A 14146-nucleotide genomic window follows, 5' to 3' on the forward strand; every position below is an offset into this window, starting at 1 on the left:
TCACAATGGTGTAAAATTTAGACAATGTCTCCACAATCCCGATTCCTCTGTATTGGTGGTTTCCTTAATGGAACACAAGTCAAAGACCAAGGCGACAGTTTTGTCTGCGTCGAAAATGGTAAACAGGTGAATTACCATAAAAAGGAAATCTTCCATCAAGATGCTTGGGATCATGATTATTATGTTTGTGAAAGTACGACAGACCAGCAAGCACACAATTGGGTTTATGATATTCCATCGTATTAATTGAATCTATTTAGGACATAAATTAAACAATTACTAGAAACAATAACTTGCATAACATTTCTAAAATTGATTTTTCATACTGTTTTCCTAAAACTGTATGAAAATAAAGCTAATAGGGAATGTTATGAATTATGAAATCGATGCCTTTGGCACCTTGGTGATTGCAGTATTTTTTCTTTTTATTGGGCGGTATCTTGTTAGTAAAATTAGCTTCTTTAGAAACTATAACTTACCTGAGCCTGTAATCGGCGGTCTAATCGCAGCGATTACAGCTTTTATTCTCTATAAATTTTTTAATATCAGTGCCACATTTGACTCAGAAACTCAAACCATTCTGATGCTGATGTTCTTTACCTCTGTTGGTTTAAGTGCAGACTTTACCAAGCTCAAAGAAGGTGGGAAATCACTGCTGATCTTTCTGGTCTGTGTCATTCTATTTGTAGTTGTACAAAATGCGGTTGGCATGAGTTTAGCCACAGCACTTGGGCTTGATCCATTGATTGGTCTGATTGTCGGTTCTGTTACCTTAACGGGTGGACATGGTACTGCCGGTGCTTGGGGTGAAGTGCTTGAAACTCAATATGGAATACAGGGGGCAATTGTCCTCGGAATGGCAAGTGCTACTTTTGGTTTGATTATTGGTGGGCTTGTGGGTGGTCCGGTTGCCAAATTCTTGATTAAACGAAATCAGTTGGCAGAGACAGTAGCGCAAGAGACCAATGAACAACAACTCGATACTAGCATCAACACCGCACCCTTCGAATATCCAAAGAAAACCCGGTTGATTACAGCCAGTAATGCAGTGTCGACTTTGGGGATGTTTGCGCTATGTATTTTTGTTGCGAATGAAATGACAGAGATCAGTCAGGGAAGATGGTTTGAACTGCCGACCTTTGTCTGGGCTTTAGGTACAGGAGTAATTGTACGTAACTTTCTGGAGCATGTACTGAAAGTCGATATTTTCGACCGTGCCATTGATGTATTTGGCAACGCGTCATTGTCCCTGTATTTATCTATGGCTTTACTGTCACTGCAACTCTGGTTACTGGCCGATTTGGCAGGCCCGCTCATTACCATTTTGTTTGCGCAGACAGCGGTACTGATTTTATTTACCGCAATTGTGACCTTTAGGATTATGGGAAAAAATTACGATGCAGCTGTATTGGTAGCAGGGCATTGTGGTTTTGGTATGGGAGCAACCCCGACTGCGATTGCCAATATTCAGGCAGTTACCAATAGCTATGGTCCATCGCACAAAGCCTTTTTAATCGTACCGCTATGTGGTGCATTTTTTATTGATATTGTGAATGCTGTGGTGATTCAGAGTATCATTGCATTTTTCGGTTAAATTTTAATACGACTTCAAAATCATATAGACATTAAAAAGCCCCATGGTTAGGGGCTAGTCGTATGCACATCTGAGGCACATACTGTAAGAGGCTCATCTCATACTCAGCGTATTAAAGCACACTCTTTCAATTCAACCTACGAAAGTTTTTTCTGATCTTCTGATCATAAGGAGAAGATCACAGTTAAAAGTGGGGGGAGAAAGTTTTATTGCTCAAAAATAAGCATTTTTTATCTGGAACTTGGATGTTTTGAATTTCTCATTTCATCGTTAAATGGTTACAAAAATTTTCCAATAAGACGGAAAATATTACACGGGAATAAAAGAATTTAATCATTTACCTTGTTAATTAAAGTAAAAGTTATATAACTATTCATCTTTTTAGTCATGCAAAATAGCTTGAAATTAAATCAGATATTCAGAAGCAGAATTTGGTTTTTATCCCTGATTTTGGTGATTTTTTAAAACAGCCCATAAAACAATAAATAACAATAATGACAATAGTTGTTGTCAAATTATCTTTATGCTCATGAATGAAGTTATACATATAAAAACTTCAGAAAAATAATAATTTATGGATGAGCGTATGAAAGGAAAACTGGTATTCAATAGCCTCAATATTGCGGTGTGTAGTGTCATATTGTATGGCTGTGGTGGCGGAGGTGGAGATTCTTCCGGTTCAGGAACATCTTCAAAAGTAGAACGGGAAATGGTGGAGGTGTTATCCACCCGGCCAGATTTAATTACAGACTCGGATGTATTGCTGAAACTGGATCTGCCCGATGATATTCAAACTACGGCATTGAAAGTGTCCCTGAATGGACAAAATATTAGTGATGCATTTGCCAATGAGCAGCGCCAAGCCTTAGTTGAAGGACTTAAACTGGGCGATAATCAACTCAAGGTTGAAGCAGGGCGTTATTATCAGAATTTAAGCCTGATCAATCATCCTTCAAGTGGGCCGTTACTGTCTGGCCCGCAGTTAAAGCCCTGGACCTGTACCAATGCGTCGACCGATCAGTTCTGTCAAAAGGCTGTGCAATATAACTATTACTATAAAGATCGTTTGGGACTCATTAAAAGTTATGACCCGGCACAACCGCCGGCCAGCCAGAATATTGCCACCACCACTACCGATGAAGGACTAACGGTGCCATTTATTGTGCGTGAGGAAGTGGGCTACCAGAACCGCGATGAATACCGTTTTGCGGTGTTGTATGATCCGAACCAGCCGTGGACCGCCTTAAAGCCACAAGCGCAATTTAACCATAAACTGGTGATCACGCATGGCCAAAGCTGTGGTAATGATTACCAGTCTGCCTCTGCGCCAACGGTCATTGCCACTTCAAGTTCCATTTTGCCTGATGTCACCATTTTGGCTTTAGGCCGCGGCTTTGGGGTGATGTCGACTGCACTGTCTCATAGCGGTCATAACTGTAATCTGGCGATTCAGGCAGAATCGCTGATTATGGCCAAAGAGCGTTTTATTGAGCAATATGGCACCTTGCGCTATACCATCGGGCAGGGCTGTTCAGGTGGTGCGCTGGCAGCACAATGGGTGGCCAATGCCTATCCGGGAATTTATCAGGGGATTTTACCCACTTGCTCATTCCCTGATGCCTGGAGTACCGCTTCACAGTTCGCCGATTATCACCTGATGATTAATTATTTCCAGACTCCAGAAGGCCGTTTAAGCTTCTTGCCGCATCAGATTGCGCATGTTCAGGGACATATTTCTGAAATTAATGGCTATGTCAGTGAGCTGGCCCAGTTTGATGTGGCGCGGCCAAATACCATCTGCAAGGGAATTTCATCGGCGCAGTTATATCATGCCACCAATAATCCTCAAGGCATTCGTTGCTCGATTCAGGATGCTGCAATTAATTTGCTGGCCCCACGTCCAACGGAGCTGTGGACCGAAACTGAAAAACGGATTGGTCGCGGTTTTGCCGGCCTGCCGATGGATAATGTCGGGGTACAATATGGCCTAGACAGCTTGATGAAAAATATCATCACCCCAGAACAGTTTGTACAGTTAAACGAAAAAATAGGCGGTGTGGATATTGATATTCAGGCGGTGCCTGAACGTCTAGAAGCCAATTATACGGCGCTGAACAATGCCTATCGCAGTGGCTTAATTAATGTTGGGAACAACCTGAATAAAGTGGCGATTATTGACTGTCGAGGTCCGGACCCGGCGCTGTTCCATGATTCCTATCGTGCCTTTGCCATTCGGGCACGACTGGAAAAAGCGCATGGCAATTATAATAACCATGTGATTTATGGCGGTGATCTGGTCATGATTGCCGATGCCAAATGTCTGGAAATCAGCTTTAATGATATGGACCGCTGGTTAAGCAATGTCGAAAAAGACTTAAGTGATTTGCCTATTGCTGCCAAACTGACCCAAAACAAACCGGCAGATGTAAAAGATGCCTGTATTACTGCAGGCATCATTAACCGCGAGAATCTGTGCAGCACGCTCAGATTACCGGTATATGGCACACCGCGTATGGTGGCCGGGGACAGCCTGACCACCTATGCCAACAAGTGTCAGCTGAAACCTTTAAATGTGTCGGATTATGGCAATACGGTCCGCTTTAGCAATGAACAGCTCCAGCGATTGCATCGGGTTTTCCCGCAAGGCGTGTGTGACTATAGCCAAGCCCCAGTTGGCTTTGCTGACACCATTGGCTGGATGAGTTATCAGGATCGGCAGGGCAGCGTAGTTTATGGAGGACAACCTTTGCCTGCAGTCAGTTCATCGGCTGCACGCGGCTGGGCATCTAAAGCTTTCCAGTTGTTTTAATTCTTCACACATTTTTTTGTTTCACAAAAACCAGTGGTTTTTCACTGGTTTTTTTTATGATTCATTTTGTTTTTTAGTTGAAAACTCATGTAATATAACGACGGTTATTTCGCCGTTGTGTAGATGGCAGGCAAATAACCTTTGGTCGAATTAAAATATTAACCAGATCTCATTAATTCGCTGAATTATCAGGTTTTTTAGCGAGAAAGCCCAGATAAGCGTTGTAAAATCATTAGATTAAATTTACTCACAATTATGTTGATTAATATGAATTATTTCATATAATTACAATGATTTATCACAAAATGGACAAATCCAGGAAAATAGTGATAACTGATTCCGGGTTGTGACACTAAAATGAGTCTGAAAAATTAAAACAATCATAGGGTGAAGGATTATGGATATCACTGAGACGGTGTTTGACTTCAAAGCCTTATCCACACAACAACAAGATTATTTTTTTGAAAAAATTGCCGAGTTTGATCAGCAGGTGTTTACGTTAACCTGTGAAAAGGAGCTAAAGAAATATCTGTATGACCCGCAGGCAATTTCGGTCACCATTATTCAATATCATCATCGTGGCAAACTGGTCGGGCAGACCATTATTCCACTGTTGGCCTTAACCCTGTTACATCAGCCAATTCTGGTGGTCAACTCACGCGCCAGTTTTTTAAAAAGCTATCGCCATCAATACAACCATAAAATCATCAACAGTGCGCTCAAAGCCATGCTGAACCAGCGCTTTAAATATCCTTTAACGCCCATGTGGTTTATTGCCACCATCAACCAGCCGAAGCTTTATGCACATTTTGTATCACGTGTTCGGGGCTTTTATCCACGCAGTGATATCCGGATGCCGGAGGATTATTTAAGCGTGTTGCAGGTGATAGCCAGCCGGCAACACGACATCCAGAAGCGTGATGAAGATATTTATGTGCATCAGACCTGTGTGCCGCTGCGCAGTGAAGAGGAGCTGCAACAGTTAAGAGTGCATGCCAATCCGCATTGCGATTTTTTTCTGCAACACGCACCGGACTATTTTGATGGCATCGGCCTGATGTGTATTTGCCGTTTAGACAGTAAAACCCTGACCGAAACGGCACTCAACTTTGCTTTGGACCGGAAGGTGTCTTAAGGCGCCAGAAATTTTAAATCGGCATGTTCACGGATGGTGTCCGCATCCAGACTGAAAATTGCATCTATAAACGCCACATTAAAACTGCCAACCTGTGAACTTTGCGCGTGGGCCAGTTTTCCGGCAATGGCAAAATGGACATGCGCGGCAATGGTGGCAATGGTCACCGGACTGACCGCGGCATACGCCGCAATTAAAGCGCCTAGGGCACAGCCGGTTGCGGTGACTTTGGGCTGTAATTCCGAGCCACCATTCACCTGCACCACCTGTTCAAGCTGTCTGGACAGAATAAAATCGGATTCACCGGAAATGGCAATACATTCGGCATGCGCCAAGAGGCTTTTGGCCTGTGCATATACCGCGGTGCTGTCCAGGGTCGAATCAACACCTTTGGATTCTACCTGTGCGCCGGCCAAGCCGCCAATTTCCGACGCATTGCCGCGAATCACACTCGGTTGAAAGGCCAATAGCGCATCAACCATATCTGAGCGCCATTTTAAGACGGGCCCATAACCGACCGGGTCCAGCACCCACGGTTTGGCAAGACGCTGGGCCGTTTCTGCCGAAATCTGCATGGCCTGCATCTGTTCGCTGGTCGGTGTGCCCAAATTAATACTTAAGGCGCTGCAAATACTGCTAAAGCTTTCTGCTTCAAAAGGATTATCAATCATGGCCGGTGATGCACCGGCAGCCAGCAGAATATTGGCGGTGTAATTGGTGGCGACACTGTTGGTGATACATTGCACCAGTGGTTGCCGGGTTTTAAGCAGGCTCCAGGCTTCAATAATTTTTTCAATCATTGCCGCGGTTTCATCGGGCAGGCTGCTGTCAAGAGTGGAAAGCTGTTCTGGATAATTCATCAGTTACCCCTTTATTGGGTAAAGTAGTGGTCTTGCTGTTTACAGCGACGGCAGAACAAGGACACATAATGCTGGGCATCATAATCGACATCCAGTTCATCCGAGCCGCAGTGCATACAGCGTTTTAAGGCATAAAATTTTAAGCGCGGTTCAATCTTTTCCCAGATTTTCCAGATCGGTTGTACAAAGATCATTTCATCATAATTGAGAAAACGGAAAAATAGAATTTCCACCATTTTGCTCATCGGTAGTTGTGGTGGATGTGGCAGCGTGGTGGTCATCCATTTTTCTTGCAGGCCACGTTCACGGTACTGTTCTACGGTTTTTTTTAGCAGATTGGTATTAATGAATTTTTCATTGCGTGGCTGTAATAATTTCTGGCCATGCAGATAATCCAGCGCGGTTTGCACCAGATAAAAAATCTGACCCACTGCCAGACTGTCCAGCAGGCGAAAACACAGGCTTTTAAAACTGTTATTGCCGGAAATTTGCACCTGCCAGATGCGGCAATAAAACTGCATGAACTGCACCACTTTTTCATACATCAGTTCATAAATGGCGTCTTTGACCTCATCTGAACTGTGAAAAGGCACGCCCTGACTCAAATTTTGGTAAAACCATTGTCGAAGCTGATGGGTAATACTGAACAGACTCGGCTCTGAATAACCGTCCAGTCGCACGTTCACATAATACTGGCCGGCTTCATCGGCGAATTCCTTGGCCACCAGAATTTGCTGGTCAAGCAGCTGTTTGATCAGCTGTTTCTGATATAAATAGTTGGGTGAAAAAGGCTGGAATTTAATCCGTTCCCAGTAAATATATTCATCATGCTGGGTATTTTCATGTACCTGATCGTCCAGCATCGACAATAAAAACAGTTTCTGGATAAAGCTTAACTGATTCAGCTTGTGCTCAATCATGTCTTTATCTTTGCCTTTATTTTTGAGCTTGCGGTTTTCCTGTACCAGCGCTTCTTTAATCAGCTGTTTGCGTTTTTTTTCGCAGGCCGGGCAATGACAACTGTGCAAATTGCCCGGATACACTTTATGTTCGCAGTAACTGCACTCGTGATAGCTCAGCTCCTGATCGTACTGTTCGGCTTCCACCCAATACATGGCAGCGCGGCACAGCGGACACGAGGTGCTTTCATCTAACTGTTTTTGCAGAATCTGGAGCATATTCAGGTGCAGTCATCATTTTAGAAATAGGATGTCTGGATTATACATGGCTGGACCGCATTGGTTTGCTCAAAAAAAACATAAAGCAGAAAACTTGGACACTATGCTGAATTTAAACGCCCTGACTTGAACAGCTCTTTTTCATAAAAAATACGGCAGGACGCCGTATTTTAAATGGAAGTTAGAGGAGAGAGGATTATACCGGACACGGTAGCGAATCATCCTCCTCACCAAGTTGCTTGGCCTGAATCAGTGCCTGTACTTTTTTGCTTGGGATTTTCTTGCTGCCCAGGGCATCATAGGTATTCAAAATAGAGGTAACTTCATTGGTCTGCATGGGAATACCTTCACAGCTCATAAAGAGGGCAATTACTTTATGGTCGATGTTGGCCTGATCGAGGGTTTGCAGGGTTTTAATATTTTCTACACGGACGATATGCTCTTTTAAATACATCTCACACCTCTTCTCGTTTTTTCATCATTGTTATCATGCGCTCGGCGCCTTTAAATACAAGCAAGAAGCGTGCACAAAATGTAGCCGATTTGAAAATAATGTAATGACCTACGCTGAAATGGCGATCCATCCAACTGAAAGCGTCATTTAGCCGATAACTGTTTGACTCTAGAAGCGAAATTGAAAAGCTAAATTTGAATAAATCTCCCTTCGCAAATGCTGGCGAATTGTCACCGGATTTATCTTGACGAAGTCTAAATAAGCCTCTGTTTAGACTTGGGAAATTATCCGGTTTTATCTCGCAGTATATTTTTAGTTGCACAGATCACAGGTCTTTGATTACAGAATGTAGTCAAGTGGCAGGTTTATGTAGGAACTTGTATCTCAATAGCGCAGAATTTCAGGTCAGATGGGCAGAACAGCACCAGCATGGCGCAACACCAGCGCGAGAAGATTTTAGCGGGCAGATTAAGCTGTTGGATTCGCTGCATAATTCAGCATCTCTGTATTTTTAAACAGATTTAGTTGAATGATGAATTGAAAAGTTGTGGCCGGATGCCCATATTAGAACAGAAGCGCATTCAGCAGACAGACTGAAAAAGTTGGCGTATGATCAAGACATCATCCGCATAATGCCCCGGCGTATAAACAATTAGGACATGATATGAATATCGCAGCAAATCCAGTGGTTGAAGCAGACCAAACTATTTATTTAAAAGATTATCAAAAACCTGCATTTCTGGTGGATTCAATTAATCTGGATATTCAGGTGTATGCAGACCACACCATCGTCAATGCTATTTTGGAGATGCAGCGCCAGACCGAAGGTGATCTGGTGCTGCTGGGCCGTGACCTGGAGCTGAAATCTATTCATCTGAACGGTCAGCAACTGACCGAAAATGACTATCAGCTTGATGCTGAACAGCTGGTAATTCAGAATGCGCCAGATCGTGCACGTATTGAAACCCGGGTGGTGATTCATCCGGAAAGCAATACCATGCTGGAAGGTCTATATCAGGCTGGTGATCTGTTTGTGACCCAGAATGAGCCGGAAGGTTTCCGTAAAATTACCTTCTATCCGGACCGTCCGGATGTGCTGTCGGTATTTACCACCCGGGTGGAAGCCGATAAAAAATATCCGGTGCTGCTGGCCAATGGTAACCTGATTGAAAAAGGCGAGGTCGATGCCCAGCGTCATTATGCGATCTGGCAGGACCCGACCAAAAAGCCAAGTTATCTGTTTGCCTGTGTGGTCGGCGATTTAGCGGTGCTGAAAGACAGCTATGTGACTTCTGAAGGCCGTAATGTGGCACTGGAAATTTATGCGGTAGAAAAAGATATTCCTAAATGTCACATCGCCATGGAAGCGTTAAAACATTCGATGCGCTGGGATGAAGAACATTATGGTCTGCCGTATGACCTCGACAACTATATGATTGTGGCGGTTAGCCAGTTCAATATGGGCGCGATGGAAAACAAGGGCCTGAACATCTTTAACACCTCGTGTGTATTGGCCGATGAAGAATACACCACCGATGCAGCCATTATGCGCGTTCAATCGGTCATCGCACACGAATATTTCCATAACTGGACCGGTAACCGGATTACCTGTCGTGACTGGTTCCAGCTGTGCCTAAAAGAAGGCTTGACCGTTTTCCGTGACCAGTCGTTTTCAGAAGATTTACAATCGGCCGCAGTACAACGGATTGATGATGTCGCGGTATTAAAAGCGCACCAGTTCCCGGAAGATTCTGGTCCATTGTCGCATCCGCCACGTCCAGATCATTTTGTTGAAATTAATAACTTTTATACCGCCACGGTGTATGAAAAAGGGGCGGAAATTAACCGCATGATGTCGACTTTGCTCGGCAAGGAAAAATTCCGTGCCGGTACCGATGAATATTTCCGCCGTCATGATGGTCAGGCGGTGACGGTCGAAGACTGGGTTGCGGCACTCACTGCGGGTTCAGGCGTTGATTTATCGGCATTTTTAACTTGGTATAACCAGCCGGGTACTCCAAAACTGCAGGCACATGGCGAGTATGATGCTTCGACTCAAACCTATCGTTTAAGCTTTAAACAGAGCCTGAAAGCGCATCCGAAATATCCAGACCTGAAAGCCGTGCCAATTCCGGTGGCTTTGGCGCTGTTTAATGCTGAAACCGGCGAGCAATATGCGCTGCAATCTGAGGCCCTGTTTGAAAATGGCGTAAAAGATGGCGTGTATCTGTTTGATCAGGATGAGGCAACCATCGAATTTAGCGGCATTAATACCAAACCGGTGGTGTCGCTGTTACGTAATTTCTCGGCGCCGGTAAATCTGGAATTTGATGCCAGTGATGCCGAGTTGGCCTTCCTGATGCAGTATGAAACCAACGGCTTTAACCAGTGGCAGGCGACCCAGACCTTGCTGGAGCGCATTTTGCTAAATGGTCATGCGGTAGAAAGTTATCTTCAGGCCATGAAAAACACGGTGCCGGCACTGGTCAATCAGGACCCGTTACTGGCCTCACGAATTTTTGATGTACCAAGTGAAGGTTATTTGGGCAGCCGGATTGATCAGCACTATAGTCCGGTGGACATTCAGGAAAAACGTGAAGCCTTGTTAAATACGCTGGCGCGTGAATTGGGTGCTTTCTGTAAGGAAACTTACTTAAGTCTGGACCCGGACCTGCAAAAAGAGTTTTCACAGGCCATGGGCGTGCGTGCGCTGAAGAATATTATGCTCAGTCTGATGGCACGTCAGGGCGATACCGAAGCCTTTGATCTGGCGCATCAGCAGTATCAGAATACTGGCAATATGTCAGAACGTTTAGGCGCGCTACGTGTACTGGTCTGGAATGATGCACCGCAAGCCGAATCCTGCCTGCAGGATTTCTATGACCGCTTTAAAGATGAAGCGCTGTCTTTAGACCAGTGGTTTACTGTACAGGCCTCCCATCCAAATGCAACGGCTGAAACCATTCATACCTTAACCCAGCATCCGGACTATGATCTGGGTACGCCAAACCGCATTCGTTCGGTTAGTGGTGGTCTGAATATGAATCCGGTAAATACCTGGAGTTTTGGGGTGCAGCATTATATCCATCTGGCCAAATACCTCGATGAAAAGAACCCGATTTTAGGTTCACGTTTGCTGCAGGTGCTGTCACGCTGGTATACGCTGGATGAACCACAGCGCAGTCAGGTACAGGTGGCCCTGGAAACCTTGAAGCCCTTGGTGAAATCGAAAAACGTGGTTGAAACTTTAAACAGTATGCTGAATGTCTAAACCGGTGCAGCTTTCGTTCGAAAAAATAGAATAATGAAGATTTATTTTATTTTCTCGGTATTTAGCTGTAACTTTATGTGAACTTTCCCGCATATTCGCGGGGAGTATGCTAAATTAAGGCTGAAACGTGTTTAGATAATTTAAATAAAAAAGCTCATCATTGTGGTGGGCTTTTTTATTTTTAGCCTGGAAAGGTTCAGGTGAAAAAGCCGGGTTCTGGCGTGAACAAGAGGTTGAGTGATGCTGGTTAAAATTGAAGATGGTTTTTACTTGAATTCACGACATATTATTGCGTTAAGAGTGAACAGAATATTGAATGAAGAGCGTTTTATGGTGTCTATTGAATATACACCACACTCGATGCAGGACAAGGGGCTGTATCAGCGCATCTTTCCGAATAAAATTGAAGCAGAACTGTTTTTACAGGCATTGCATCAGGAAATTTCCAAACCCTGACCGCTGTTCAGCAGATTTAAAAAAAACTCCTCACGTTGAGGAGTTTTTTTATGGCAGCTTTAGATTTACTTTAGACTTTTACAATTAGCACCGGAATAGGCGATTGGGTCAGCACGTTTTGCGCTACGCTACCCAGCATCATTTTCTTGAAACCGGTCCGGCCATGTGAGCCCATAATAATCAGATCGGCACCGACTTCATCGGCAATCTGCATAATGCCATCTGAGGGTGAAACGCCGTGCGCCAGTTTCTGATCGACCTGCACGCCTTCACGCTGGAAAGAATCAAGAATTTCCTGCAAGCGCAGTTTGGCATTTTTTTCGGCCTGCATGAAATAGTCGGTAATGGCCGGAGCAACTTTATAAAAATCGACGCCGACAAATGGGTCAACCGCAATCACGCTCATTACCGTGACCTGGCAGCCTAAATCTTTGGCCAGACTTAAAGCCTGTTCTACAGCAGCATAAGAAATCGGGGATTCATCCACTGGAACAAGAATATGTTTATAGCTGGTCATGACAGTTTTCCTTATTTTTACATATGAATATCGCGGGCTTTATTGAAACTGACAGTGAATGAAAGTACATCAAAAGCATTCAGGATTCTGAGCTGTAGTAGGGCAATTAGGCCTTAATGACCAGCACCGGCAATTCAGAACTGCGCAGTACATCCTGAGCAAAACTACCGAGTAGGAATTTCTGGAAGCCTTTACGACCGTGTGAACCCATCACAATCAGGTCAACGCCCATTTCTTGTGCAGCTTCAACCACATGCTTGGCCGATACTTCACCTTCCACAATTTTAGTACTTACAGTAACGCCTGCAGCTTCGGCAATTTGCTGGCCTTCTTTCAGGGCTTTTTGTGCATTACCGTGTGCCTGCACAAAATATTCTTTCATGATGGCAGAGGAATAATAGAAATCGGCATCAGTGAACGGGTCTTCCGCCACCAGACTCACCAGACTCAGCTGACTGTTAAAGGCACGGGCAATTTCAGCTGCATGTTGCACCGCAGAATAGGAAATTTGAGAACCATCGACCGGAACGAGAATATGCTGATACGCCATGGAGAAACTCCTTATTGATATAATGAACTTAATGTTTAGCTATACTCTATAGATAGCACATCACCGGGGGGCATTCAATTTATTCCGGTGTTCTGTCTGCAAAAAAGATACAGATTTTCAATCACAATACCACTTAAGTAGGTCTTTGATTTAACAAATAATTCTGACTGGAATACTCTACATTGTCAGATCGCATTGTCGTGAAAAACCGGGTTCCATCTGCGCGGCGGCTGCTTTATAGTGAAGAAAAATAAAACAGCTGTATAAACAGGAAGATGGGTGAAATGAAGTATCTGATGTTAAGTCTGTGCATGAGCTTGCTGCTGGTGCTGAGTGGCTGCCAAAGCACAGCCGGTAATAGCCGTATTATTGCCGGCGCATTTAATCTGACCACCCAATTGCAACAGAAACTGATGGATCGGGATGCACCGCAGCAGGTGCGGGTGCTGGAAAATATCCAGTATCAGCAAGATCCGGATTTAAGCCTGGATGTCTATTTGCCAGCACAGACACCTGATGATACCGGATTACGCCCGGCCGTGGTCTGGATTCATGGCGGTGGCTGGATTTCCGGTTCCAAAGCCCATGCGCGCGGTTATTTTAAACGGCTGGCAGATGCCGGTTATCCGGTGTTTTCACTGCAATATCAACTGGCGCCAGCGGCGACTTATCCCACCCAGTTACACCAGATTAATCAGGCACTGGCCTATATTCAGGAACATGGCGCGCTGTTTGGTGTTGATGCCGAGCAACTATTTCTGGCTGGAGATTCTGCCGGTGCCAATCTGGCCAGCCATTATGCAGCCTTGTTGAGTAATCCGGAATTTGCCGCGCATTCGGAATTTGTGCCGGTTCTGGCCTTAACACAGCTGAAAGGGGTGATTTTGCACTGCGGGATTTATGATTTACCGTATTTTATTAAAACCGCGCCGGATGAAATCAAAATTGTCGAGTGGGGCATTTATAACATGGTGCAGGCCTATACCGGCGACCGCAAACAGGATGCGGAATTTCTGCAGCAGATTTCACCGATTCAGCATATTACTCCCGCGTTTCCACCGGTATTTTTAAGTGGCGGCAATAAGGATTTTCTGACTGATACTCAATCTTTACCGCTGTTAGAGGTGTTAAAGCAGCAGCAGGTGCCAGTAAAAGCAGTATTTTATCCCGACTCTAAACGCTGGCTGATTCATGAATATCAGTTCTTAATGCATCTGCCCGAAAGCCAGCAGACTTTTGAGCAGACCCTGTCATTTCTGGCCGATTATAGTAAAGCGGATCAGACAGATAGATCCGCGCCCTAAAATCTGCTGGTCATCATG

12 protein-coding genes are annotated in these 14146 nt (G+C 44.6%); 7 read left to right on the forward strand and 5 right to left on the reverse strand.

Going from position 1 to position 14146, the window contains the following annotated elements:
- The first annotated feature begins 24 nt into the window (after positions 1-24).
- The 4 genes from VF685_RS06640 to VF685_RS06655 all read left to right on the forward strand — a co-directional run bounded on the left by VF685_RS06640 (position 25) and on the right by VF685_RS06655 (position 5538).
- Positions 25-246 (forward strand): hypothetical protein, encoded by a 222-nt coding sequence (locus VF685_RS06640; RefSeq protein ID WP_206896928.1) that lies wholly within the window; start codon positions 25-27, stop codon positions 244-246.
- A 124-nt stretch (positions 247-370) separates the two neighbouring features.
- A complete protein-coding gene (gene gltS, locus VF685_RS06645) occupies positions 371-1594 on the forward strand; it encodes a sodium/glutamate symporter (RefSeq protein ID WP_152342425.1) in 1224 nt (407 codons plus the stop codon).
- A gap of 586 nt (positions 1595-2180) precedes the next feature.
- A complete protein-coding gene (locus tag VF685_RS06650) occupies positions 2181-4403 on the forward strand; it encodes a DUF6351 family protein (RefSeq protein ID WP_286384992.1) in 2223 nt (740 codons plus the stop codon).
- Positions 4404-4800: 397 nt separating this feature from the next.
- Positions 4801-5538, forward strand: a complete 738-nt coding sequence (locus VF685_RS06655; RefSeq protein WP_163170207.1) for a hypothetical protein — start codon at positions 4801-4803, stop codon at positions 5536-5538.
- On the opposite strand, the gene thiM is transcribed toward VF685_RS06655, so the two are convergent.
- From thiM to VF685_RS06670, 3 genes are all read right to left on the reverse strand, one after another.
- Positions 5535-6398, reverse strand: coding sequence for a hydroxyethylthiazole kinase (gene thiM / locus VF685_RS06660; RefSeq protein ID WP_016659073.1), 864 nt, complete (start codon positions 6396-6398; stop codon positions 5535-5537). The genes VF685_RS06655 and thiM overlap by 4 nt on opposite strands.
- A gap of 11 nt (positions 6399-6409) precedes the next feature.
- Positions 6410-7576 (reverse strand): hypothetical protein, encoded by a 1167-nt coding sequence (locus VF685_RS06665; protein WP_104484061.1) that lies wholly within the window; start codon positions 7574-7576, stop codon positions 6410-6412.
- A gap of 196 nt (positions 7577-7772) precedes the next feature.
- Positions 7773-8030: a hypothetical protein gene (locus VF685_RS06670; protein WP_005178638.1), complete on the reverse strand. Its 258-nt coding sequence runs from the start codon at positions 8028-8030 to the stop codon at positions 7773-7775.
- Positions 8031-8694: 664 nt separating this feature from the next.
- Here VF685_RS06670 and pepN point away from each other — a divergent pair.
- Positions 8695-11301: an aminopeptidase N gene (gene pepN / locus VF685_RS06675; RefSeq protein ID WP_163145728.1), complete on the forward strand. Its 2607-nt coding sequence runs from the start codon at positions 8695-8697 to the stop codon at positions 11299-11301.
- Positions 11302-11541: 240 nt separating this feature from the next.
- Positions 11542-11757: a hypothetical protein gene (locus tag VF685_RS06680; RefSeq protein WP_005178631.1), complete on the forward strand. Its 216-nt coding sequence runs from the start codon at positions 11542-11544 to the stop codon at positions 11755-11757.
- A 70-nt stretch (positions 11758-11827) separates the two neighbouring features.
- On the opposite strand, the gene VF685_RS06685 is transcribed toward VF685_RS06680, so the two are convergent.
- Together VF685_RS06685 and VF685_RS06690 are read right to left on the reverse strand one after the other, a co-directional pair.
- Entirely contained in the window at positions 11828-12274 is a 447-nt protein-coding gene (locus tag VF685_RS06685) for a universal stress protein (protein WP_005178630.1), read from the reverse strand.
- A 106-nt stretch (positions 12275-12380) separates the two neighbouring features.
- Positions 12381-12824, reverse strand: a complete 444-nt coding sequence (locus VF685_RS06690; protein WP_005178628.1) for a universal stress protein — start codon at positions 12822-12824, stop codon at positions 12381-12383.
- A gap of 284 nt (positions 12825-13108) precedes the next feature.
- On the opposite strand from VF685_RS06690, the gene VF685_RS06695 reads away from it, so the two are divergent.
- A complete protein-coding gene (locus tag VF685_RS06695) occupies positions 13109-14128 on the forward strand; it encodes an alpha/beta hydrolase (protein WP_005178627.1) in 1020 nt (339 codons plus the stop codon).
- Positions 14129-14146: the final 18 nt, after the last annotated feature.

The sequence above is a fragment of the Acinetobacter sp. Brlt_5 genome, from assembly GCF_051949055.1.
Classification (GTDB): domain Bacteria; phylum Pseudomonadota; class Gammaproteobacteria; order Pseudomonadales; family Moraxellaceae; genus Acinetobacter; species Acinetobacter indicus.

Excerpts from the sequence above, each read along its gene's own strand:
- VF685_RS06640 (WP_206896928.1), top strand. The coding sequence starts at position 25 with ATGTCTCCACAATCCCGATTCCTCTGTATTGGTGGTTTCCTTAATGGA.
- gltS (WP_152342425.1), top strand. The coding sequence starts at position 371 with ATGAATTATGAAATCGATGCCTTTGGCACCTTGGTGATTGCAGTATTT.
- VF685_RS06650 (WP_286384992.1), top strand. The coding sequence starts at position 2,181 with ATGAAAGGAAAACTGGTATTCAATAGCCTCAATATTGCGGTGTGTAGT.
- VF685_RS06655 (WP_163170207.1), top strand. The coding sequence starts at position 4,801 with ATGGATATCACTGAGACGGTGTTTGACTTCAAAGCCTTATCCACACAA.
- thiM (WP_016659073.1), bottom strand. The coding sequence starts at position 6,398 with ATGAATTATCCAGAACAGCTTTCCACTCTTGACAGCAGCCTGCCCGAT.
- VF685_RS06665 (WP_104484061.1), bottom strand. The coding sequence starts at position 7,576 with ATGCTCCAGATTCTGCAAAAACAGTTAGATGAAAGCACCTCGTGTCCG.
- VF685_RS06670 (WP_005178638.1), bottom strand. The coding sequence starts at position 8,030 with ATGTATTTAAAAGAGCATATCGTCCGTGTAGAAAATATTAAAACCCTG.
- pepN (WP_163145728.1), top strand. The coding sequence starts at position 8,695 with ATGAATATCGCAGCAAATCCAGTGGTTGAAGCAGACCAAACTATTTAT.
- VF685_RS06680 (WP_005178631.1), top strand. The coding sequence starts at position 11,542 with ATGCTGGTTAAAATTGAAGATGGTTTTTACTTGAATTCACGACATATT.
- VF685_RS06685 (WP_005178630.1), bottom strand. The coding sequence starts at position 12,274 with ATGACCAGCTATAAACATATTCTTGTTCCAGTGGATGAATCCCCGATT.
- VF685_RS06690 (WP_005178628.1), bottom strand. The coding sequence starts at position 12,824 with ATGGCGTATCAGCATATTCTCGTTCCGGTCGATGGTTCTCAAATTTCC.
- VF685_RS06695 (WP_005178627.1), top strand. The coding sequence starts at position 13,109 with ATGAAGTATCTGATGTTAAGTCTGTGCATGAGCTTGCTGCTGGTGCTG.